At 55.1% G+C, this 22,907-nt stretch carries 21 protein-coding genes and 1 tRNA gene; 9 read left to right on the top strand and 13 right to left on the bottom strand.

The window, feature by feature from the left end:
- The first annotated feature begins 24 nt into the window (after positions 1 to 24).
- Entirely contained in the window at positions 25 to 1,179 is a 1,155-nt protein-coding gene (locus tag EPN93_15465) for a hypothetical protein (GenBank protein TAL32703.1), read from the top strand.
- 87 nt (positions 1,180 to 1,266) lie between these two features.
- On the opposite strand, the gene EPN93_15470 is transcribed toward EPN93_15465, so the two are convergent.
- The gene (locus EPN93_15470; GenBank protein TAL32704.1) at positions 1,267 to 1,908 is read right to left on the bottom strand and encodes a hypothetical protein; all 642 of its coding nucleotides are present in this window, start codon (positions 1,906 to 1,908) and stop codon (positions 1,267 to 1,269) included.
- Between the two features lie 447 nt (positions 1,909 to 2,355).
- Between EPN93_15470 and EPN93_15475 the strand changes: the two genes are divergently transcribed.
- The 3 genes from EPN93_15475 to EPN93_15485 all read left to right on the top strand — a co-directional run bounded on the left by EPN93_15475 (position 2,356) and on the right by EPN93_15485 (position 5,762).
- Positions 2,356 to 3,762, top strand: a complete 1,407-nt coding sequence (locus EPN93_15475) for a glycosyltransferase family 1 protein (protein TAL32705.1) — start codon at positions 2,356 to 2,358, stop codon at positions 3,760 to 3,762.
- Between the two features lie 338 nt (positions 3,763 to 4,100).
- Entirely contained in the window at positions 4,101 to 4,838 is a 738-nt protein-coding gene (locus EPN93_15480; protein TAL32706.1) for a M23 family metallopeptidase, read from the top strand.
- Between the two features lie 27 nt (positions 4,839 to 4,865).
- Entirely contained in the window at positions 4,866 to 5,762 is an 897-nt protein-coding gene (locus tag EPN93_15485) for a PHP domain-containing protein (protein TAL32707.1), read from the top strand.
- A gap of 52 nt (positions 5,763 to 5,814) precedes the next feature.
- Here EPN93_15485 and EPN93_15490 read toward each other — a convergent pair whose 3' ends face one another.
- On the bottom strand, positions 5,815 to 6,771 hold the full coding sequence (locus tag EPN93_15490) for a hypothetical protein (GenBank protein TAL32708.1): 957 nt from the start codon (positions 6,769 to 6,771) through the stop codon (positions 5,815 to 5,817).
- 498 nt (positions 6,772 to 7,269) lie between these two features.
- Between EPN93_15490 and EPN93_15495 the strand changes: the two genes are divergently transcribed.
- The gene (locus EPN93_15495) at positions 7,270 to 8,022 is read left to right on the top strand and encodes a FadR family transcriptional regulator (GenBank protein ID TAL32709.1); all 753 of its coding nucleotides are present in this window, start codon (positions 7,270 to 7,272) and stop codon (positions 8,020 to 8,022) included.
- 77 nt (positions 8,023 to 8,099) lie between these two features.
- Here EPN93_15495 and EPN93_15500 read toward each other — a convergent pair whose 3' ends face one another.
- On the bottom strand, positions 8,100 to 8,648 hold the full coding sequence (locus EPN93_15500) for a hypothetical protein (protein ID TAL32710.1): 549 nt from the start codon (positions 8,646 to 8,648) through the stop codon (positions 8,100 to 8,102).
- Positions 8,649 to 8,892: 244 nt separating this feature from the next.
- On the opposite strand from EPN93_15500, the gene EPN93_15505 reads away from it, so the two are divergent.
- From EPN93_15505 to EPN93_15515, 3 genes are read left to right on the top strand one after another with little or no spacing between them, the layout of a single operon-like run.
- Positions 8,893 to 9,873, top strand: a complete 981-nt coding sequence (locus EPN93_15505; GenBank protein ID TAL32711.1) for a hypothetical protein — start codon at positions 8,893 to 8,895, stop codon at positions 9,871 to 9,873.
- Positions 9,874 to 9,892: 19 nt separating this feature from the next.
- Entirely contained in the window at positions 9,893 to 10,534 is a 642-nt protein-coding gene (locus EPN93_15510) for a glutaredoxin (GenBank protein ID TAL32712.1), read from the top strand.
- Positions 10,535 to 10,562: 28 nt separating this feature from the next.
- Complete coding sequence (locus EPN93_15515) at positions 10,563 to 11,906, top strand: cytochrome c554 family protein (GenBank protein ID TAL32713.1); 1,344 nt, start codon at positions 10,563 to 10,565, stop codon at positions 11,904 to 11,906.
- 45 nt (positions 11,907 to 11,951) lie between these two features.
- On the opposite strand, the gene EPN93_15520 is transcribed toward EPN93_15515, so the two are convergent.
- The 10 genes from EPN93_15520 to EPN93_15565 form a co-directional block, all read right to left on the bottom strand.
- Positions 11,952 to 12,035: transfer RNA gene (locus tag EPN93_15520), tRNA-Leu, on the bottom strand.
- A gap of 46 nt (positions 12,036 to 12,081) precedes the next feature.
- Positions 12,082 to 13,338, bottom strand: coding sequence for a diaminopimelate decarboxylase (gene lysA, locus EPN93_15525; GenBank protein ID TAL32714.1), 1,257 nt, complete (start codon positions 13,336 to 13,338; stop codon positions 12,082 to 12,084).
- On the bottom strand, positions 13,335 to 16,046 hold the full coding sequence (gene greA, locus EPN93_15530; GenBank protein TAL32715.1) for a transcription elongation factor GreA: 2,712 nt from the start codon (positions 16,044 to 16,046) through the stop codon (positions 13,335 to 13,337). Before greA ends, lysA begins: the two co-directional genes overlap by 4 nt.
- Before the next feature lie 367 nt (positions 16,047 to 16,413).
- Positions 16,414 to 17,280 carry a hypothetical protein gene (locus EPN93_15535; GenBank protein ID TAL32716.1) on the bottom strand — a complete coding sequence of 289 codons (867 nt, stop codon included), beginning with the start codon at positions 17,278 to 17,280 and terminating at the stop codon, positions 16,414 to 16,416.
- Between the two features lie 33 nt (positions 17,281 to 17,313).
- Positions 17,314 to 18,087 carry an endoflagellar filament sheath protein gene (locus EPN93_15540; GenBank protein ID TAL32717.1) on the bottom strand — a complete coding sequence of 258 codons (774 nt, stop codon included), beginning with the start codon at positions 18,085 to 18,087 and terminating at the stop codon, positions 17,314 to 17,316.
- Between the two features lie 349 nt (positions 18,088 to 18,436).
- Complete coding sequence (locus tag EPN93_15545) at positions 18,437 to 18,919, bottom strand: thioredoxin (protein TAL32718.1); 483 nt, start codon at positions 18,917 to 18,919, stop codon at positions 18,437 to 18,439.
- Positions 18,920 to 18,947: 28 nt separating this feature from the next.
- A complete protein-coding gene (locus EPN93_15550) occupies positions 18,948 to 19,982 on the bottom strand; it encodes a hypothetical protein (GenBank protein ID TAL32719.1) in 1,035 nt (344 codons plus the stop codon).
- Positions 19,983 to 20,116: 134 nt separating this feature from the next.
- On the bottom strand, positions 20,117 to 20,626 hold the full coding sequence (locus EPN93_15555) for a thiol peroxidase (GenBank protein ID TAL32720.1): 510 nt from the start codon (positions 20,624 to 20,626) through the stop codon (positions 20,117 to 20,119).
- Between the two features lie 166 nt (positions 20,627 to 20,792).
- Positions 20,793 to 21,284: an NlpC/P60 family protein gene (locus EPN93_15560; protein TAL32721.1), complete on the bottom strand. Its 492-nt coding sequence runs from the start codon at positions 21,282 to 21,284 to the stop codon at positions 20,793 to 20,795.
- Positions 21,285 to 21,351: 67 nt separating this feature from the next.
- Positions 21,352 to 21,951 (bottom strand): protein-tyrosine-phosphatase, encoded by a 600-nt coding sequence (locus EPN93_15565; GenBank protein ID TAL32722.1) that lies wholly within the window; start codon positions 21,949 to 21,951, stop codon positions 21,352 to 21,354.
- Positions 21,952 to 22,223: 272 nt separating this feature from the next.
- On the opposite strand from EPN93_15565, the gene EPN93_15570 reads away from it, so the two are divergent.
- On the top strand, positions 22,224 to 22,898 hold the full coding sequence (locus tag EPN93_15570; GenBank protein TAL32723.1) for a hypothetical protein: 675 nt from the start codon (positions 22,224 to 22,226) through the stop codon (positions 22,896 to 22,898).
- The last annotated feature ends 9 nt before the right edge of the window (positions 22,899 to 22,907 follow it).

Raw genomic sequence — 22,907 nt, forward strand, 5'->3', positions numbered from 1 at the left:
CAGCATCGCAGAGCAGGAATTCAAATGAAAAAAATCATCCATGGACTCATACTCGTCGCGCTGGTCGCCGCGGCTGCCCCCTCGTTTTCAAAGACCGATACCGGCAAGGCGGTCGATCCCTACTGGAACGACCTTGCGCGCTTCCTCGCGGGGCTCCCCCAACGCCAGGAGAGCAGCTTCCTGCCCCTCACCGGACTCGACGTCTACACCCAGCACGCGTCCGCGATGGAGTGGTTCTGGACGCTGGTTAAAAAGGAAAACGAGGGTTTCATCATTCCCTGGCGCACCCAGTACGTACCCTCCCGGGTGAAGGGCACCATGGGCTTTTACCCGTTCAGCGGCGCCGATTTCATCAACCTGTACACCTTTTATCCCGACTGCCCCTCCTACCTCATGATGGCGCTCGAGGAGCCGGGCGCCATCCCGGAGCCGCTCAAGCTCAACGCCAACGAGCTCGCCTACGGGCTTCAGTCGGTCCAGCGCGCGATATCGACGATCGCTTCGCAGAACTACCTGCAGAGCGGCATCATGGCGCGGGAGATGGCGAACAAGTATATCGAGGGGGTGACCCCTTCCCTCCTCATTTTCGTCGCGCGGCTCGGGTTCACCGTGACCGATGTTTCCCTCGTGGGAATCGGCCCCAAGGGCGACGTGGAGCCCCTTGACGCACAGGGGCTTATCGGCGGGTCAAAGCCGGCCGTCTACGGAAGCAGGATCATGTTCATGGTGCCCGGCGAAACCGCCGCCCGGAGCCTGGTCTACCTCAAGGCGCGGCTTCACAACAGCATACTAGCCAAGGGCACGCCCGAGGGAAAGTTTTTCGATAAAATGAAGCACATGAACATGATCACGAAATCGGCGGTCTACCTGCTGCATACCGAATGGCTTCTCGACGTGGCGCGCCATTTCATGGACAGGAGCGATATCATCATCCAGGACGATTCGGCGATACCCTACCGGTATTTCGACCCGGCCCAGTGGGAGATACTGTTATTCGGGACCTACTCCGCGCCGGTTGCGCTCTCGGACCTTCCAAACCCGCCCCAGCAGCCGGACCTCGCCTATGCATACTCGATTGGCAGCACGCCGCTTGCCTTCAATTTCGGGTACGGGGTCTGGATGGGACGCGGGAAGTCCAACCTCCTGCGCGCGGTCCGGAAAAGCAAAGGGAAAGAATAAGCGCGCCAGGGTCCCGGCCGCGATCGCACGCGTTCGATATATAACTATGTGCGATCGCGGATACGGGAGAATCGGCCCCCGCCGATTCTATTCCGCCTTCCCCCAATCTATCTTGACACCAATGCTGGAAGCAAGCTCTTCCATCTTCGCGTCGGTATGATAGAGCATCCCGGCTTCCTTATCCTTGATTTTGCCGTCCACACGCTCGTAATACGCTGCCTTGTGGTGCGCCGCCGATATCACCGTCTCCTTCCCCTGGCCTTCCGCTTTGTACGCCACCTTGCCGTTGCAGGTGCAGGTGTAGGTCTTGTCCGGGGTTTCGGCGTTGATACAGAAGGCCGTGCCGCGTATTCCCGCCGCCACCGTCTGTGTCGTCACACGGAATTCCTTCACCTTCTTCAGGTTTTTCAAAAGGGCGCCCATGGACCCCGATTTCAACTCCAGGAGCCCGTCCCCTTGCGTGAGCTTGAATACCAACAAGCTTTCTTTCCAGGTTTCAATGACGTTCTGGCCGTCCACGATAATCCGGCACTTTGCGTCTTTTTTCGTCTCTATGACATCGCCAAATTTTACCGTGTCGTTCGCCTTCGCGAGCTTTCCGTTAACGGTCACCTCCCCCACGGCTATCGTTATGGTCCCCGTAATCTCTCCCGGCTTCCCGGCCTTGCCGCACGCGCTAAAAACCACACAACACGCCAGGGCGACCCCGGCGGCGATACATTTTTTCATAACCGACCTCCATTTAATATATGTTGAAAGCAGCCTTTCAGAGCATCTCTACCCGGGGCCGGATTGGCTAACGATGAGGCCCGGTGTTGCAATTTTTCAACAGTGTGATTAATTCTCTATACTTACCCTGGAATCGCCCTGATGCCCCAAAGCACCCCCTCGTTACAAGTACTCGAAATTCCAGGAGTTACACTATTTTAGAAAAAATACCCTGTTGGCACGACAATTGCTTAACTATCCCGTACACGGCCCCAAGGGGCTTTGAGAGGTAAACACCATGAAGTTCAGCGTACTCGAGATCTTCTTCATCTTCTGGCTCAGCGCCTTCCTGTGGGTGCTCGTCGAGTACATACACCAGCGGCTCAGCAAGCGCGACCGCGCGCGCCGCGCGATGCAGTCCTATGAGAAGGACCGGAAAGAAGATACTTTCGCCGCGTAGCCGGATTCATGCTGCGTCGGTCAACGACTTCGACACTAAAGGAATATACAATGTCACGCGATAAAATGTCAAATAAGAACAAGACGGCGCCCCGGGAGTACGGCCCGGCCGCGGGCAGGGAGGGGGCGCTTTCTGCATTTTTCTCCATGCCCACGTTTTCGGCCCTGAAGCTCTTCTTCCTCCAGGACGGACAGCTTGTTAGGAACCTCAAGCCCCGCGAGGAATCCGCGGAGGAAAAGCGCATACTCTGGTTCACGGACACGTTGAACGACCTGAACGGTCCTTCCGTGACCCTCAAGAAGCTCGGATGGCTCGCCCACAAACGTGGGATGAACCTGCACCTGGTTTCATCGCTGCTGCCCGGGGAGATTACGGCGGAGCTTCCCCCGAACGTGATCAACCTGCCGCACCTGCTGTCGTTCAAGCTTCCCTATTACGACAAATACACCATAAAGGTGCCGGCCTTCCTGAGATCGCTGAAGATCATCAGGGAATACAAGCCCACGGAAATCTACATTTCGACGCCCGGGCCCGTTGGCCTCTTCGCCATGTGGGCGGCGAATATACTCAAGGTGCGTAAAATCGCCATCTATCATACCGACTTCTACCTCCAGTCGCAGGCGATAACGAAAAACAGCTTCATACCGCCCGTCATAGAGCGGGCTATCCGCTGGTTTTACGACTCCATGGACGACGTCAGGGTCCCCACCTATGAGTACATGGACATTCTCGAAGGGCGCGGATACGACCGTTCGCGCATGCACATTTTCAAGCGCGGCATCGACGCCAGGTACTTCTCCATGCGGGAACGCGGCAAAACCACGCTCATGGAGAAATTCGGCGTCCGCGACGGCATCACGATGATTTTTACGGGCCGTATTTCCAAGGACAAGAACCTGGATTTCCTGCTCGACGTGTATCAGGTGCTCAGGAAGAAACACGAGAACCTCAACCTGCTCCTTGTGGGCGACGGACCGGACCTTCCCGAGATGAAGACGCGCATGAAGGACTGCCCCAGGGTGGTGTTCACCGGCAAGCTCGGCCAGGCGATTCTGCCCGAGATATATTCCGGTTCGGATATTTTCGTCTTTCCGAGCGTCTCGGACACGTTCGGCATGTCGGTTCTCGAGTCCCAGGCGTGCGGACTGCCCGGCGTGGTTTCCGATTCGGGCGGCCCCAAGGAAATCATCATACCGGGCAGCACCGGTCTCGTGGCCCGATCCAGCGATCAGGCGGACTGGGTTGAAAAGCTGGAATACATGATCCGGCTCATCACCTCGGATTACGAGGCCTATCTGGACATGAAAGACAAATCCCGCAGCAATGCGGTGGAAAATTTCGACTGGGAATCGGTCCTCAATGAGCTCATGGGCGCAACAGAGCCCTTCGAGGCCAGAAAAACCCATATCGCTTAACGCAACCTTCCCCTTCTCATTTTTCTTCCCGTCCCCTCGGCGGGAAGCCTTGTTTGAACGGCTTCCCGGCGCGGGGAGGGACCATTTTTTTATTGACAAACACCTCAGATTTCGTCGATAATGGCGCTGGTGGGGCATTCGCGATATCGCCGCAGATACAGAATTCGTTCCCTGGGATAACGCGCTTCACCGGCCGGGCCATCCTGCCGATCAGGCTAACTAGAAGGCACATTCATCCGGAAGCCCGGTTTCCCGTTTAACGTGGACGGTAATTAAACATCTTCGGACGACATGCGCTTGTTTTCGAAGATAATCCTGTGTGTGTGATAAGGACAAAAATGAAACGAATCGCTATTATACTACTCATGATCCTTGCGTTAGCTGCGGCCGCCGGCGCCGCGGAGAAAATCTTCCCGGATACCAGCAATTTCCAGGAATTCAGGGGGAAAGTAGGCCGCTGGGTTCTCATGCCTTCCCAGTATTCCATACCCACCACGGCGCGTGAATACGGCACATCGGTGGAGGATATCTACGCCGTTAACGGCCTCGCCGCAAACGCGGTGATCGGCAATGAATACCTGTTTGTTCCCTATACCCAGGCCTTCATCGACCTGCTGAAGACCAGAAACATTGTGCGTACCGGGATTGAAACCACGGACGACGAGTTTATCTGGCCGGTCGAGCAGGTGGTGAATATATCTTCGGTGTTGGGCGTCAGGGGCGGATTTTTCCATACCGGGATCGATATTCCGGCCGGTACCGCGAGTCCCGTACGGGCGAGCATGGGCGGCCGTGTGATCTATTCGAGCTACATGGGCGGATACGGCCATACCGTCGAGATCGAGCATCGAAACAACTTCATCACGCGCTATGCCCACAATTCGGTCAACATGGTGAAGGTCGGGGATTTCGTGAGGAAGGGTCAGATAATCGGCTACGTGGGAAGTACCGGGATGTCGACGGGCAACCACCTCCATTTCGAGATACGATGCATCAACATCCCTCTCGATCCGCTGGATTTTCTCCCTGAAAATGAAACGGTAAAGCTCATCCATACGATCAAGAACTGGAAGTAGCTCTTGGCCGGGCCGCTCGGATCCGAAATGAGCGCGCGCATCGACCTTCATATCCATTCACGATACAGCGAGGACGGAGATTTGCCGGTCGCGGACCTGTTCGCGCTCGCCGAATCGCGTGGTCTTGCCGCCATTTCCATCACCGACCATGATTCCATCGAATCCATTCCCGACGCCCGCGCATGCTCCGGGACGTCGCCGGTTCACTATGTCCCCGGCGCGGAAATAACCACGGTCCTGCCCGAGGACGGCTCCCAGCAGCATATCCTTGGATACTTTATCGATCCCGCTTCTCCTGACCTCCAGGCAATCCTGAAAACCATACAGGAGTATCGGACCGCCATTGCCGTGAAGCGCATGGAAGCACTCCGGGCGCAGGGCATCTTCATGGACGCCGACAGGGTATGGAAGATGGCGGACGGCCGCGCCCCCGCGGCGACCTCAATCATGCGGGAGGCTATCGGCGCCCCGGAGAACGCGGGGCTCGATTTCCTGGAAACCTACCGGACGGGACCAAAGAGCGACAATCCGCTCATGAATTTTTACCGGGACTATCTGGTCGAGGGAAAACCCGGTTATGTGAATTTCGAATCCATCCCCACGGCCCGGGGTATCCGGGCAATACTCGACGCGGGGGGGATACCGATTCTCGCGCATCCCGTGTTCGTCAAGAACCGCTCGCTCCTCGATGTGATTGCGGGCAATGGGATCATGGGTATCGAGGCCATATCAAGCTATCACTCCCCGGAGGAAATCGAATTTTTCACGGCATATGCCCGTTCCCGCAGGCTGCTCATCACGGCGGGGTCGGACTTTCACGGGCCCACCACGAAGCCCAAGGTGGCCATGGGCGGAGTCGAGAACAACTATCTCCAGCTTTACCTGGATCTGCGTGAGGCCCACGAGGCGATGCGCGCCAAATAAAAGGGCGATGTGCCGCGCACATCGCTCCCCTCGTTTCAACCTGGTTTCCGGGCTATTTTTTCTCGGCGGGCAATTCGAGATCGTATTCGCGGATAATATCGCTGTCCTTGGGGAAGGTTTTCAGGATATGCTCTTCTTCCTCCTTGGTGCCAAAATAGGCGTCATTGGTGAGACTACCGATTATATCCTGTATATCCTTTTGCCTGTTATTGTAGATGAATATGATGTTGGGCCCCGAATTATAGCCCCAGGTGAAACCGTCCGGAATATCCACGTAGAATATTTCGGCCACTCCGTCGCCGTCCGCGTCTTCCGCGTAATAAACCTTTTCATCGATCGTTTTTCCCACGACGGTGATTCCGTATTTCTGGACCTGCGCCGCACCAAGGTAGGTCGGCTTGGGCAGGGGAAACCTGTCCACGATGAGACCCGATTCGCGGCGGTCCCGCATAAGCTGCCTGAAGATGGCCACGTGCTTTTTCAGCAGCGCATTTCTCACCGAGATAAAAAATGACCCGAAGTTTCTCTCGACGAAATCCTTGGTTTCCCCCTTGGTTTCGGCCCCGGTCTCCGCTTTAACCTCTTTCCTGCTCTCCGCAACCGGCTTGACTTCATCGGTATTCTTGAGCAATTCCACCCTGCGTTCCGTGACCCGGATAAAGTCCGGCTTGTTGTCGATCTTGTTGGGCCAGAGGTCGCCCAATAACTTGTTCTCCATCTCGAGGATCAGGCGCTGAGTCTGCACATCCCGGAGGTTATCGTAGCCGTCCTTGATGAGATAGATTTTTCGATCCTTGATTATCAGCAGCGTAGCAAGGCTCGGGTCCAGCAAGGGCGACACATCCTTTTCAACCTGCTGGTATGCTATCCGGTCCTCATCGTAGCGGGAGATCTTTTCCACTTCAATGTTTTCAAACTGGATGTCCTTCGCATTACCCCTGATCCCGGTGATCGCCACGCACAGGATCGCCGCAACAAGCGCCAGCCCGGTTTTATGTACCACTCGCATGTACCTACCTCCCTGTATCCTGGAAAAGGACCTTAACCGTCTCACCATGAGTAAAATCCTTTTACGCTGTGTGAGCCTTATGTCCTGAAGCCTAGTACCGTGCGACACGTTTGTCAAATACTTTCTTCACGCCTGCAAGGTCCGTACAATGCCACGCCTGCCTGCATCTTTGCCGGCGGATATTTCCGCGGGCGCCTGGAATACGCAGCCCGTTCCCCCCCGGGAGAAAAGTATCACCCGCGTTTGCCGATCCGGGGCCGAAACCCGCCCCGAATTTCACGATGTCACTTTTTAGGCGCCACCCTGTAAATATTATTGACATTATAAATTAAATATTATATTACAATAATACTTTATGTTTTTTTGCGCAGGCCACAAAATTGAATTGCCAGCGACCCGCCTGTCGATTTTTCCTGTGTGCCGGGTGAGCACTTCGGATATTATTGCGATTCGGATTCGATCAGCCATATTTATCAATGAGTCATAGGAACCCCTCTAATGGATAAAAAAGCGAAAGGCGTAGATATCAAGATTAACCGGATCGAAAAGGCGCCGGACATTCCCAGCATGGTAGTAAACCAGGTGGTTGAACTCATAGGCACGGGCATCCTGAAGGTGGGCGATCGTCTGCCCTCCGAGCTCGAGATGACGCGACGTTTCGGGATCAGCCGGATTTCGCTCAGGGAGGCAATGAAGCTCCTGGAAGCGAAGGGATTCATAGAGTCACAGGGACGCAAGGGTAAATATGTGAGGTCGGTGGTGGATAACGCGATCAGGTCTCCCATCGAAGGCCTCATATCGGTCGATCATCGCAAGATTTGGGAGCTTATAACCGTACGAAGAATCCTCGATTCCGAGGCGGCTGCGCTGGCTGCCCTTTCGGCAACCGAAAAGCAGATCCGCAAACTCAGGAATTTCAAGGAACAGGCCGACAACCTGGGCGTGGACAACCTCATGGTGACCCGCGAGGGCGGGAAGCTGTACGGGGAATTTTATAACGACCTGTATGATGCCACGAACAACACCATCTTTACCCACCTGCTGAAATCGATTTCTATTATTATCCGCGGCGTTCTGCCGTATAGCCGGGAAAAGCTCATTAAGGTCAAGGGAAGCGGGAAGGCCATTTATGATCATCACATCAAGATCGTTCAGGCCATTGAATCCCGCGATTCATCGCTCGCCAAGGAACTCATGGTAATCCATATTAATTACATAGATAAGAGCCTCCAGAAAGCGCTCAAGGAATAGGCGTCCTTCCGCTACACCCGCGCCCGGCTCTGGCACTGTATTAATACGGGGGGGCCGATTAACCGGCAGTTCCAATGTTACGGCTTTCCCGTGAATCGGGCCCTGTCGCGTTGCTCCGATTCAATTCTCGCTTTTTCCCTCTCCGCAAGTTCACGCTCCCTGACGGCGGCGAGCACACTTTTAGTCTTTGCGAATTCCTCCATGCCCAGAAGCTTCCAGTTGCCGTTTCCCCGTTCCCGGGTGACAAGGTTTATCTTCGCATGCTGTATCACCGCCCTCACGGTCTGGACTACCCAGGTTGAAAAAAATACGACCAGCCCCCCGCCGATAAACATCCATTCGGGCGCCATGAAGGGGGACCGGCTCAGGCTCACGATCTGGCCTATGGAAAGCGCCCCGAGAAGCAGCACAAGACCGAATCCGGCCGTCGCCAGCGTGAAAAAGAAACGGCCTATACATTCACGCGCCCCGAGGAAATCCTTCCAGCCCAGTTCGATCCGGTGCTGCATGGAATTGTCGAGGTCGAGTCCCGTTTTGGGCTTCAGGGCGCCCCCCGGTCTCACGGCGCGCTCCTCCCGTTCAATGGTTATTCTTACGCTTGTGAATTCAGACGAATAAAGTTTCATGGTGCCCCGCTCCTCCGTTCGAATCGAGTTCATTGATAATCATTTACGCATGGAATGTAAACCGCTATTTTCATGGCACATGACGCGTGTAACCGCATAATCCGTAAATAGCATAGAACCGGGGAATTCGGCGCTTGACTTTTTCCATTTTCGCCTTAAACTTATTTAAGGCACGTGCGCAACCCCGGGGATTACCTCCCCGGTTTCGCCGGCCCTTCATCCGGCAGATCCATCCGAGGCAACTATGGACTTCAACTTGAATCTGGGCGCGCTCACCAGCGAGCACAAGGCGGTCGCCCTCGACCCAAATCGCGTCTATGACGTGCTTATCATAGGGGGCGGGCCTGCCGCGTTAACGGCCGCCGTGTATTGCATACGGAAGGGTGTATCGACGGGCCTGGTGACCATGGATTTCGGCGGACAGGTCGCCGAGACGGCCGCGGTAGAGAATTACATGGGATATAAATACATCGAGGGCATCCAGCTCACTGAGCGCTTCAAGGAGCAGGTCCAGCAGTTCGAAATCGGCATCTCGCAGGGCAGGAAGGCCCGCGCGATAAAGAAGGGCTCGCCCGTGACCGTCACGCTCGATGACGGCGGCATGTTCAGGGCGCGGACCCTGATAATCACGACCGGCAAGAGCTGGCGAAAGCTCGGTGTGCCGGGCGAAATGGAGCTTGCCGGCAGGGGGGTCGCGTACTGCGCCATCTGCGACGCCCCGCTGTTCGCGGGCAAGCGCGTCCTGGTCGTCGGGGGCGGAAATTCCGGAGTCGAAGCCGCCATCGATCTCGCGAAGATCGCCCAGCATGTGACCCTGATCCTTCATTTGCCGTATCTCTCCGCCGACAAGGTCATGATCGACGTGCTTGCAAGGTTTGAAAATATTACCATCCTTTTCGAGCATTCGATAAAAGAGATTCAAGGCTCATTGAGCGTCGAACACGCGGTCATCCGTGAAATGAAATCCGGTTTGGAGAAGGTTTTGGACGTCCAGGGCGTTTTTGTGGAAATAGGCCTGATCCCGAACACGGATTTCGTGAACGGTCTCCTTGAAATGAACACCGCTGGAGAGATCGTGGTAGATGCCTCATGCAACACGAACGTACCGGGGATCTTCGCCGCCGGCGATGTGACCTCGGTTCCGTACAAGCAGATTATTATCGCCGCGGGCGAAGGCGCCAAGGCCGCGCTTTCCGCCTGTGACTACCTTATGAAAAACGACTAACGCACGAAAGGAGACAACCATGGGCATACTGAACGAAGAAGTTAAAAAGCAGCTCACCTCGATCCTCAGCCAGCTCAAATCCAATGTCGGGATAGCCTATTTCACCCAGGAATTCGAATGCCCGACCTGCAGGGACACGCACGTGTTTCTCGATGAGCTCACCGCTCTCTCACCCAGACTTTCGTTGGTGTCCTACGAATTCAGGAAGGACAGCGCGCGGGCGAAAGAACTCGGGGTGGAACGCATTCCCGCGGTCGTCCTCCTTGACAACGACGGAAAGGACACGAGGATCAAGTTCTACGGATTTCCCGGCGGGTACGAGATCAACTCATTCCTGGGCGCAATACTCGAGGTTTCGGGAATCAAGGAATCGCTCCCGCAAACGCTGTCCGCACGCATAGCGAAGATAAGCAAGGATACCCACATCCAGGTATTCGTGACCCTGGGCTGCCCGTATTGCCCGGCAGCGGTCATGACCGCGCACCGTCTCGCGCTCGAAAACCCGAAGATCAGGGCCGATATGGTCGAGGCTTCCACGTTTACGCCGCTGGCGATCAAGTACAACGTAAGCTCGGTGCCTAAAATCGTGATCAACGATAGAGTCGAGTTAATCGGCGCCCAACCCATCGAAGCCATTCTCGATGCGATTGAAAAACTATAAGCTGCCAAACTGACAACCGGATAAACCCATGAAAACCGGAAAAACGGCCTTTTACCTCGTGTGCCTCACCGCTGCGCTCGCGATTCTGCCCATCGCCTCGTTCCCGGGTATGCCGGAAGGGCACTACGAACTCTCCCGTTTCATCGCGCCCGAGGTGTGCGGCGGCTGTCACGACACTATCTATGAACAGTGGAAAAATTCACTCCACCACCTCGCGCAAAGCGACAGGGTGTACCGCGCGGCCGCCTTTTACTACCTCGAGGGGCTCACCGATCGGGATGAAATTGCGGAAGCGGAATCGTGCGTGAAGTGTCATACGCCTGTGGGCTTTTTTTCCGGGTTCCCGGTTAAGACCTCGGAAGAGAAAGAGGGGAAAGTCGCCGGCATAGCGGCGCAGGGCGTGCAGTGCGATTTCTGCCACTCGGCTACCGGCGCCAGGACGCTTTTCAACAATAACATTCTCCTGGATCCGGGTCATGGGGAATCCAGGCCGGGAACGAAGCGCGGACCCTTCGCCGATTCCAGGTCGGACTATCACGTGAGCGCGCATTCGAAATTTCATACCGGCCCGGAGATATGTGCGGTGTGCCACGATGTGCGTCATGTCGTGTATGGAACGAAGCTCGAGACCACCTACGAGGAATGGCAGGCCAGCCCCTATAACTCGGCCGACTCCTCGAAGAGGCTCGTATGCCAGGATTGTCACATGTACCAGCGGCCGGGGATACCCGCGACGGGTTCGACGAAACGGCCGAAAAATCCCGGGCTCGCCTCCGCCGACGGTCCCGCGCGCGAACATGTGTTCACCCACTTTTTCGTGGGCGGCAACAGTTTCATTCCATCGGGATCCGGGGACAAGGTCAAGGCCGCGATGGCGGTAGAGCGCCTGCAGAACGCAGCCGTGCTCGATCTCGACGTGTCCGCGGCACGCGCGGGCTCGATCGTCGTGACGGTTAAAAATACCGGGGCCGGTCATTCCCTCCCGACGGGACTCACCGACGTGCGCCAGGTGTGGCTGCAGGTGCGCGTGACCGATGAATCAGGCGCCCCCGTCTTCGAGACGGGGGTCCCGGACGCGAACGGGTATCTCCCCGACGGTACAATCTTGTATAACACCGTCTTTGGCGACGGGAAGGGGAATCCCGTGGAGAACATCGCCAAGGCGCGCGAGGTGCTGAAAAACAGGCGCGTCCCCGCCGGGGGATCACTTTACGAGACGATAAGCGTTTCTCCCCTCGCGGGTAAAAGGTTTTTCGTGGAAGCGAAACTTCTGTACGCGGTCGCGTCGCAGAAACTGCTCGACAGGGTGGCGGGCAAGGGGACGATCAGGGTTCCAATCGTCACCATGGCGGAAATCAAAAAATCCATTTAATAAAAAGGGGGGGATCCTCTTCCGAAGACCTCCCCCTTGTGCTATTGCCGCGAAAGGGACTCGAACCCCCACAGGCTTGCACCTACTAGGTCCTGAACCTAGCGCGTCTACCAATTCCGCCATCGCGGCAGCGTTGAATCTCTATAATATATGCGGGCTTTTTGTCAATTTAATTTTAGACCCGTTCCTGGGCTATCAAATCCTCGTAGAGGTCCCGCGCGCGAATAAGGCGGGCCCTGCCGTCCGGCATGATGAGCGCTTCGGCGGGAAGACGGCGGGAATTGTAGCGCGAGGCCATCGACATGCCGTACGCGCCCGCCGACATCACCGCGAGATAATCCCCCTGCCCGGTGAGCGAGACCTCGCGATCCTTCGCGAAAAAATCCCCCGATTCACACACCGGTCCCACCACGTCCGCCTTCTCCGTCCCTTCGCGCAGGACGCAATTGAGAATGTGCTGGTAGGCATTGTAGAGCGAAGGCCTGATCAGGTCGTTCATCGCCCCGTCGGTAATGAGGAATGTTTTTCCGCCGCTCTTCTTTTTATAAAGCACCTTTACGATGAGTACGCCGTTGTTACCGGACAGATACCGTCCCGGCTCCACGATGAGCCTGAGACCCAGCGGGGCGATGCGCTTCCCGATCTCGCCCGCGAGCCTTTCAACGGGAAACGATTCCTCGTCCTTATAGCGAATGCCGAAGCCCCCCCCGAGATTGATATTTTCGATGGAGTCGAATCCAAGCCCGCGGAGCTCGCCGATCAGCACGATCTGCCGGTCGAGCGCGTCGATAAAAGGCTCCACGCGCGCTATCTGCGAACCGATATGCGCATGAATACCGCGCAGCCTGACCCCCGTAAAGCCCTTCAGGGCATCCAGGTTTTCCTTCAAGTGCTCGATCGCGATCCCGAACTTGTTTTCCTTCTTGCCCGTGGTAATGTACTGGTGGGTGTTCGCGTCCACGTCCGGATTGATGCGGATCGCGATATCGGCGATCATATTTTTCCCCAGCGCGATCCGGTTGATCTCGCCGATTTCCAGCATCGATTCGCAGTTGAACATGAGGATTCCCGTGTCCAGGGCGTACCCGATTTCCTCGTCGGTTTTCCCCACGCCCGCAAACACGATCTTCCGGGGGTCCGCCCCCGCGGCCAGCGCCCGGTAAATTTCCCCGCCCGATACCACGTCCATCCCCGAACCGTGGGCCGTCATTATTTTCAACAGGTTAATATTCGGGTTGGACTTGATCGAATAACAGATAAGGTGTTCCATGCCCGAGAAGGCGCGGTCGATCTCCTGGAACCGTTCCACAAATCCGCGCTCGGTATACACGTAGAGCGGTGAGCCGAATTCGGCCGCCACGGTGCGAAGGGCGACGCCTTCGCACACCAGCTCCGAACCCCGGTAGGTGAAGTATTCACCAAAACTGTTCATGGCACGTATTTCTCGATCGCGACGATCCTGAGCGCGCGAACCTCTTCGCCCAGCTTAAGGTCCACCACCTCGCCCGGCTTCCTACCGAGCAGCACCATGCCTATCGGGGAGCGGTAGGAAAGTATGCGTTTTTCATAATCGGCGTCCCACGGCCCGAGCAGGGTATACGTATTCTTTTCCCCGGTCGCTACCTCTTCGACGACGATATTTGTCCCCACGTTCACGCTTTCGGTGGAAACCATTTCCAGGTCCAGTATCTCCGCTTTCTTTATTTCGTTCTCGAGCTTGTTTATGGCCATTTTCAGAATTGTCTGCTTCTCCATCAGCGTATTGTATTCCACATTTTCCCTGATATCGCCCGAAACGTCGGAAACGCCGGCGAGCTCCTTGGTAAGCGTGGGCATCTCGGAGTTGATCATGTGGTTGAGCTCCTGCGTGATCCGCGCGTAGCCCTCCCTTGATACGAGAATTTTTTCGACATCGAACTTCCATTCTTCGGTTTCGCGCGCCTGGACCGCGGTTTTCACGCTAAATTCCGGGAACCTGGTGCGTATTATCGCGAAAAAGCGGTCTCGCTGCGATTCCTCGATATAAGAAACGCCCGCGAGCATATCGTATACCTTGCCGACAAAGCTCTGTGGCATTGTCGCGACAATTTCCTTGAGAACCGCGGCCTCGTTGTCAAACAGGATATCAACCGCCATGTTTTTCATGCGATTGCCCTTCGCCTCGATCTTTTTCAGCTCGTTCATGAGCCTGAAATAGGTGAGAAGCAACGCCTCGCGCGGATAATCCAACCATTCGTAATCCCAGACCCTGCTCATGAGACTGCGTGCAACCCAGAGGAATATTTCAGGGTATTGCTTGGCCCCGGTGATCACGCGATCGATAAAGCTGTTGATCACGTTGTACGCGTGATTCTGGATGAGGTTGTTCATGATGTACTTGTGGATTCGTACCGGGGTTTCGAAGAGAATTTCGGACACTACGTGCGTCCAATCCTCGCGCGATTCCATTATGATATTCACAAGGTCCTTCTTATAATCGTACGAGGTGATCTTGATCGACAGCAGCGGAATTTCCTGGCTTTCCTTGATGTATTCGACAAGCTTCGCCCGTACCGCGTCGAGCTTGAGTTTCTTGGCGTCGACAAACTTGGAAAAGCCGCGCAGGATGAAGTAGGAGAGTATCTGCTTGGTGGGCGAACCCTCCTTGACCTGCTTGGTGTAATAATCGATGAAATACTGCGCGATCTCCGGGCTTTCGGCCGCCTCCACGTTATTGACGAACTCGAGCGCAAGGTCCGTGCGCCCGCTGAAGTTGGGGGCGTTCGTAAACCTGTCGAGAAGCTCATCCGCGTAGGTGACGGGTTTTTCCCTCATGAATATGTGATCCTTCTTCTTTTCAGAGGTGCCGAAACGCGGGTCCTTCTTGATGTCGGTGCGCGCCTTGCTCCACCACTTGGACCAGTTCTTCTGTTCGACGTATTTCGGGATGAGAAGCTTCTTTATCTCGGTTACCGAAATTTCGTTATTGAACGATTTTATCAGTATTTCGAAAAACTGGAGGAAATCCTCCTTGAACATGAGCCTGAGCGCCTCCGGATCCTCGAACTCCACTACGAAAAGATGATCCTGCTTGATGGGCGTGAGCGACTGGAGCGCCATGGGTATGGACATGCGATGGTCGCTCTTGTCCCTGAAATTGATGACGAGGTATTCACTGTCGATTTCATTGATATTCCCGATTCCCCAGGAACGGTGATAGGCGTAGTTCCCCTTGTCGAACACGATATTCTTCTCAAAATCCTGGATAGCGTGCCTGACCGGTATCTTGAAGTTGCCCAGGCGCGAGATTTTAAGAAACTGCTGGTATTGGGAATGGGTACCATATTTTTTTTCGTAAAAGCGTATCAGCTCCCGGCGCGCCGACGAATCTTCCGGAAGATAATCCAGAATCTTCTTGATAATATCGATGGACTGCCCGGGGTTTTCCTCGTCGCGATACTTATGCAGCAACGATTTCAAGAGGGTGGCGGCAAGATCCCGCTGTTTGGCGTCAACGAGCATGCGTTCGATGCGCTCGAAAAACTGGATATCGCTCCATGATACGGACACGAGCTTGTTCCACAGCTCCGATATCTCATCATACTGCCCGTTTTTAATGAAACCCTCTATTGAGAGCTTCATGAATTGAATGCTCTTTTCCGGATCGTCCTCGATTATCGCGAACGCGAGCTTCTTGGACACTTCCGCGTCGAAACGGTCGATGCGAAGCAGGTTCTCCCAGATCGGGATGGCCTCTTTATTGCGCCCCAATTTTTCCAGGCCGGTCGCGAGCGCCTTGAGCGCGACGCGGTTTTCACCGTATTCGAGCACCCTTTCCGCGATTCGTTGTACAACCGCCCATTTGTGATGGTCGAGGAACAGCTCGATGAGCTTGCGCAGGTGGACCTTGTCCTCCAGGCGGTCAAGGTGGTAGCCGATAAGCCCCACGATATAGGACGCGGTGATGGAGTCGGGATGATCCGCTATGTGGGACCTGCAAACATCCTGGGTCTCGTTAAACAGCCCCTGTCCGATAAGGTTATTGAACAGGTCATCCAGGATCTTGAATTTCGATATGCCGATGTCCTTCGGCTCAATGCGGCCCCATAGCTCTTCTTTGAACAGCGAATTGAGTTTTTCCAGCAGTTTTTCATTTTCCATAAGCCCTTCCCGCACTTATGCTCCTTGCGGTGCGATAAGCATAGATATTATTCTTCCGATTACTTGACACTTCAATTTGAAATGCCGGTTTTCGCGGAATTTTTTTCCGCCGATGGAATACTATCACCTCTGTTCAATCTCTCGACTTCGGATCGTAACGTATGCACCTAAGATTTCTCGGGACCGCGAACAGGAAACCAATCGCCACGCGTTCCCAACAGGAGGGACATTATTCAAGTCAGCAGAAAGCCTGTATTACTACTACATACAAATTTACTGATAATTGCTATTTTTGCAAGCACTTTATTAATACAAGCGCCCATCGTTACCGATGGGCGCTGTTGAATTCAGGAGTGAATATCTGCGACTACTTGGGGGTATCCGTCTTGGTTCCCCCGCCTGTCGAGTCGCCAAACGCCTTGTGGAGCGCCTGGCCGTCGAAGTTGACCTCGAATACGTCGGTGAGAATCTTCACCTGGTCGAAGAACATGAATACTTCTTCGGGGCCGGTATTCGGCGTCGAGCGGATTACAAACCGCACGATCTTGGTCACCTTGGTCTGCGGGTATGACTGGACTTCCTGGGGTATAAACGACGGGATATCTACTTTAAGAGGTCTCCATCCTACGAAGTTAATGGACCCGTATTTCAGTATGTGCACGTCTCCCTTGAAATCCTTCACCCATACTTCAAGCGTGTAATCGTTCCCACGCCCATGGGCCCATATCGAAATCCCCTTCGCACGCCCGGGAAGCTGGATGGCACGCTCCTGGATATTGGTACCCGTCCGGGGATCGAAGGTAAAAACCGCCTTCGTGGGATCATCCCACTGGGTTTCAAGCGGGGGAAGGAGATGCACCGAGTTGCCCACGTCGGCGTATTTGAATCTGAAATGCACGCCGATACAATTCTTCTTCTCCAGTCCCCTTTTATCCGCGGACCAGCGCTCGGGTATGAGGTCGGAAGGCCCCCCCTCTATAAGCTTGAGGTCCAGGACCGGGATGGGATTTTTCTTCTCATCCGCGATCTTCTTGGGGGTGGATTCGATCGTCCAGTCCTTGATCGCCTCGAAGTCCTCGACCACGACCGCTTTCAGCTCGTTTTCGCTGATATCAGCGGGAACGTTAGTGTTCAGGCGGGAGTACGCCCCCTGGGGCATCGCGGTTCCCGCGATAACCAGGGCCGCGCAGCACACCAGCACCGCCAGAATTTTATTATAAGATGACTTATTCATCACATCCCTCCTTCTTCAATATGCCGTTCAATTTTACCAGGTATCCTTGATAGACTGGTCGCCGGTAAATTCAGACATGTCGGTAACCACCCTCAGGTTATCCAGGTAGAAGTAGAAAGTGCCGGGCATTTCGTACTGGTCGCTCTCCACGAAGAAAGAGACGAAGTGGAGGTTCTTGTCGAGCATGGCATAGCTCGCCGACTGCGGAAGCCATCCAGGAACGACGACGGACATCTCCCTCCAGCCCCAGAAATCGAGTCTTCCGACCTTCAGTTTGTAGAGGTTTCCCCGGTAGTCCCGGAGTTTCACGAACAGGGTATGGCGGAATTTACGCCCCAGAGCCCATACCTTGATCTCCTTGGCCTTGCCGCGGATAATATATTCATTTGGCGGGGACACCTCGACACGGTCGTACCCGCGCTCGAGATAATAGGTCTTCACGCCAAGAACGAAATCGTTTTTATGGGTATTGCCGTTTTCGTCCTGCAGTTCTCCGGGGAATTCGCCCGGATCGCCTTTGTCATTCACCATCTCGCCCTTCTCGTTCACCGGGCGGGGTTTGCCGGGTATCTTGCGGATTTTTGTATCACCCAGCGGGCATGTGGAATTCGCCCTCCAATCCTCGGACGCCTCGAAATCGTTCAACCAGTCCGTAACAAGGCCGGTCACCTGCTTTCTCTCGGTCTTGCCCGCCGTGTCGGTTTTCGCCGCATCCTGCGCATGTACACTTACATTGCCGACACCAAGCAGCAGCACGAGACCGCTGACCAGAACCGCCAATATAATCGACTTGGCCTCCCCTTTCATTTTTAACTCCTTTTAAAAACGATATTGTTAGCCAGAAAATTGCTATAATGAAGAACCATCAATGTAAAGCCGAGTGCATAAAGACACTACATCTGATCCTTTCTTATAGATGTATCGGCCATTTTAGTAAAGAAATTTATATAAAAATGCCGATCAATCAAGAATTAATTCCAGCGTACCCCTTGCCGCGCACGGTGCGCAGCCTTTCGAGGCGATTGCGACTATTCCGAGTATAAACACCGTTTTTATAGATGTCAAGAAAATATTCCCCTGCCGGGAGGGCGACCGCCGGGCCCGCGCGAAGGCGTTATACGACATAATGAAGCCTCCGTGCCGCCGTACGCTTCGTTCAACCCTGCCCCGCTTTCGCCTTCCTGAGTCCCCGCACCGCCATGCCCCGGATTACGCCCATATCCGATCCCACGTAGTATTCGTCACCCACGATGGTGGTGGGCACGCCCTGCGAGGTGCCGCTCTTCCCCGGCACTTCGACCCGTTTTTTGCCCTCCAGCGTGCTCACCAGCAGTTCCTGGTTGGCCGCGTCATGCCATACCTCGTATTTTAGCACTTCCAGCCCGGGGTAGCTTTCGGAGAGGGATTCGATATCCGGCTTGATCCTGTTGCAGTGGGTGCATTCCTTCCCGTAGAAGAAATGAAGCACGACCTTGCCCGTCGCGGTTTTTTCCGCCACCGGCTGCTCCTGTTCCGCCTTCTTTCCGGGGGCATTATCCGAAGCTTCCTTTGAACAATGGACGCCCGCACCGGCCAGCGCGATAAGAATCAGGGCGCAGATACACAGCCTGGAGGTTTCGCGCTTGCGGTATATTCCCATAACCTGCCGTTCCCCCGCCGGATTAAGCTTAAAACTGTACGCGTACGCCGAGCTGGGCGTTGATATCCCTGAGATTGTAGAGGTTGGCCATCGTTTCGGCCGTAATCTTGATCAGCCAGAGGTTGAGCTCCAGACCCACGATGTAAGTTGGGATCACGTAGTAGGGGTTATAGCCGTTGCGGGATGTGAACAGCATCGTACCTACGGGGTTCGTTCCTCCCGAACCGGTATAACTCGGATCATTACATACCAAATCACCCGCCGCATCGAAATTTATGATGAAATACCCATAATTAGCAGATATGCCAAATCCCGTATATGGTTGAAATATTCCAAAAACCTCAAAGTACGCGATAGCCTGGGTTGTAATGCCGAATATTCCCCATAATACCTTGCCCTCATAATCGCTGCCAAAATCCAGAGGAATTACCTGAATGGGGCCCCAGTTGACCTCGGCGTCGTAAGTGGCATCGTAGTTACCTTGTACCCTGATATTACCATACATCATATCAAAACCGGCTGAAATAGTAAGCCCGCCAAAATTGAACAGGAAGGGGAGGAGCGTCTGCTTTCCAAAAAGCTGGTACCTGAATTTTCCACCGGTTGAGATGATGTTGTAGTGTGTTAATTCGGCGATATCGGTTTTAACGCCGGGGTCGATTATCGACTTGTTTAATACGAACAATTTTCCAAGGATATCCGTTTTTTCGCCCAACCCGAGACCAAAGTTCAGTACCGCGTTTGGTGTGATTCCCGGCATCGTGCCGTTATTCGAGGCGGGGTCGTTTTTATCAAAGAATCGCATATTCGTTCCGCCCATGCCCAGCGCTATGCCAAATTGCATATGGGGAAAGCTTCCAATATGTGATTCTCCGACCGGGTAACCCGTTAAATTTGCCATTGCGAAGGAATTTGAAATGAAAGGGCCATTTTTATTGACGATATCATCTACCTGTTTCTCCAAATCCTCCTGGCCGTCGACCGTAATAGTTCCACCTCCGGAAGTAACTACAACCTTCGTGCCTGCATAAACGTTAAGCGTTAGCAAACTGATCGCGAACACAAAGCAACAGCCTCGGTATCTGAAATTGCTTTTTTCGATTGGTTTCACCATAGTAACACCCGGAAATCAAAATTGCTACTCCTGAAGTGTAGCAATCATGGAGCCTCCTGTCAATGGAAATACCCGTATGCGTATCAGGCCCCCAGCCGTTTCGCCTCCGCCAGCACCGGGGCGTAATCGGGCTCCGTACCCACCTCCTTCACGATCTGGATGTAGGAAATTTTCCCTTCCTTGTCGACGACGATCACGCCGCGCGCGAGCAGGCCGAGCTCCTTGACGGTCATGCCGTATTTCTGACCGAATTCCCGGTCCTTGAAGTCGGAGAGCGTGGTGACGTTGTCGATCTTGAAAGAATCGCAGAACCGCCGCTGGGCGAAGGGGAGATCCATCGAGATCGTGAGAATTTTCGCGCGGAGCTTGGACGCCTCTTCGTTGAAGCGTTTGGTTTGCAGCTCGCACACCTTCGTGTCGAGCGAAGGCACCACGCTCAGTATGACCACCTGTCCCCTGAAAGAAGAGAGCTTCACCGGTCCCAGGTCGATATTGAGTGCGGTGAAATCGGGCGCCATATCGCCCACCTTTACCTCGTTTCCGGCCAGCGTGACCGGGGCGCCTTTGAAAGTAGTTATTCCCGTACGTTCCATGTGTTCCTCCGGGGGGTATCGATGTCAGAATGCCTTAAATTACTGAACATCCGGATACTTGTCAACCGACGGGGCTGCATGGCACCGATCCCGTGCAGGATCGAAGGCAATCCGGGATGTCGTGTCGAAAACCGATAACTATCGGTGCCTCGTACAGGCTCATACGTTAGGGTTTTTTCGGGTCTTTTTGAGGGGCCGGCTCTTCCAGGAAGGCAGCCGCGCCCACGAGCTTATCCTTCCAGTAGTACTGGTCGATGACCGCGATGGATACCCTGCCCCCGGGGCTGGGGGCGTGGATAAATTTCATGTCGCCCAGGTAGATGCCCACGTGCGAGACGCCCTGTTTGTATACGTCGAAGAACACGAGGTCGGCGGGCCTTGCTTTCTCGATGGGGATCTTCGCGCCCTTCAGGTACTGGGCGGGCGCGGTGCGGGGAAGCCTTATGCCGTTCTTCTCGTACACGTACTTCACGTATCCGGAACAGTCGAAGCCTGCCTCCGAGGACCCTCCCATGACATAGCCGACGCCTAAAAGCTTGTGCGCCGTCGCGAGGATATTTGCCCGAACCTGGGCGGGGGCGAGCGCCTGTGCGGAGAGAAGCGCCGCTGCGCAGATGGCCGCGAAAATTATCGAAAGGGTAGTAAGGATATTTTTCACCGGCAGTCGGTCCCGATCCGGGCAGGCTTTTCCCAAACGTGCATGTCCGCGATTCCACTCAGGGAAATCACAGCCCGGCCCTCTTTTTCAGGGAGTCGATATCGAGCCCCCCGAGATACTTGATTATATTCGTCCATACCTCGTGGTATCCGAAACCGCCCTCCGTCATCTCGCGGATCGCCTCGTCCTTCGTCCAGCCCTGGACCGCGACGCGGTAGATCGCGCACAAGAGTCCCGTGCGATCCGCGCCGTGCATGCAGTGGACGAAGACGGGGGTGCGCGCGGGGTCGGTCGCCATTTTCAGGAAGCGCACGATGTCCTCGTCCTCGGGATGCCAGGCCTTCATGTAGATGTGCTCGTAGGACATGCCGAGTCCCGTGATCATCATCGCGTCCGAGTGGAAGGAGCGCAGGTTCACGATCGTCCTGATGCCCTGTCCCTGCAGCTCCAGGAAGCCTTTCGTCTCCGGCTGTGCGCCGCGGTACAGTGCATCGCTTACCCTGTGGAAATTGGGAAGCCCTTCCCGGACAATGGGCTGTGCCCACGCGGCCGGGCGGACCGGCGGCTCGCTTTTCGCGGGGAGCGCGGCGCAGGCGATGAGTATCCCGATCCCCGCAAGAATTCCCCGAACGAAACCTGTTTTCATACCCATATGCTCCGTCTCCATTATCAGAATTATTTTATCGGAACGCGATTTTTCAGCAATAACAAATTTTCGGCCGGACCCGGGCGCGGCGGACGAAGATACCGGCGCATAAATACCTTTGACTTTTTAATACGCGCGCGGTAAGATCATCTCCGGGAGAAAAGCAGGGGGGCCGATACGCCATCGCCCCGCCTGTCGGCGCCCGCGGAGACAGGTGCCGGCAGGGCCCGTGCGCGGAATCGACGCCGGTTTTTTCCCGCGTCACGCTCGTCGCATGGAAAAGGAGACCGGTCATGGAACAGCTGCACCAGGAATATATCGACTACTACCGGGCGCGCCTCAAAAAGTACGAGAACAATCCCCACTACAAAAATTCATACGAGACGGAAAAGGCGCTCTTTGATGCGATTAGCGGCGTCGCGGAGCTCAAGGATTTCCGTGACGTGCTGTTCAAGAACAACCTGCACAACAAGAATGCCGTGGCGCTCGTGAAGGACCAGGAGACCCTGCGGCAGGAAATGTACGGGGCGATCAGGGAGACCGTGCGCGCGAAGGGCTCCGCCGATATACTCGCCGCGCTTCCGGGGATCACCGACGTGAACGCGCTCACACAGCGCGTGACGGAGCTCGGCCTCGCGAACTCCGACGAGATCGCGCTCGACCTCATGACCGATTACTTCTACCAGGATTTCCTCCAGCTCGAGTGGATAGAGGTGCTGGAAAAGGGCGAGTACCCGTCGCGCTGGAAGTCCGACGTCAAAGAAGGCATCGAGCGCTGGAAGGATTCGCTCCGGAAAAACTGGACGGACTCGATCCTCCCGGCCGCGCGTAAGATCAAGCCCGATTACAAATTCGACTACGCGCTCCTCCGGGAGGACCGGCACCGGAGGAAGATACCCGTAGGCGACGAGACGCTCGCACGCAGGATCGAACAGCACAAGAAAATTGTCGGCGATATCATTTCATAGAGGCGGAAC

The organism is Spirochaetota bacterium (genome assembly GCA_004297825.1).
Lineage (GTDB): Bacteria > Spirochaetota > UBA4802 > UBA4802 > UBA5368 > FW300-bin19.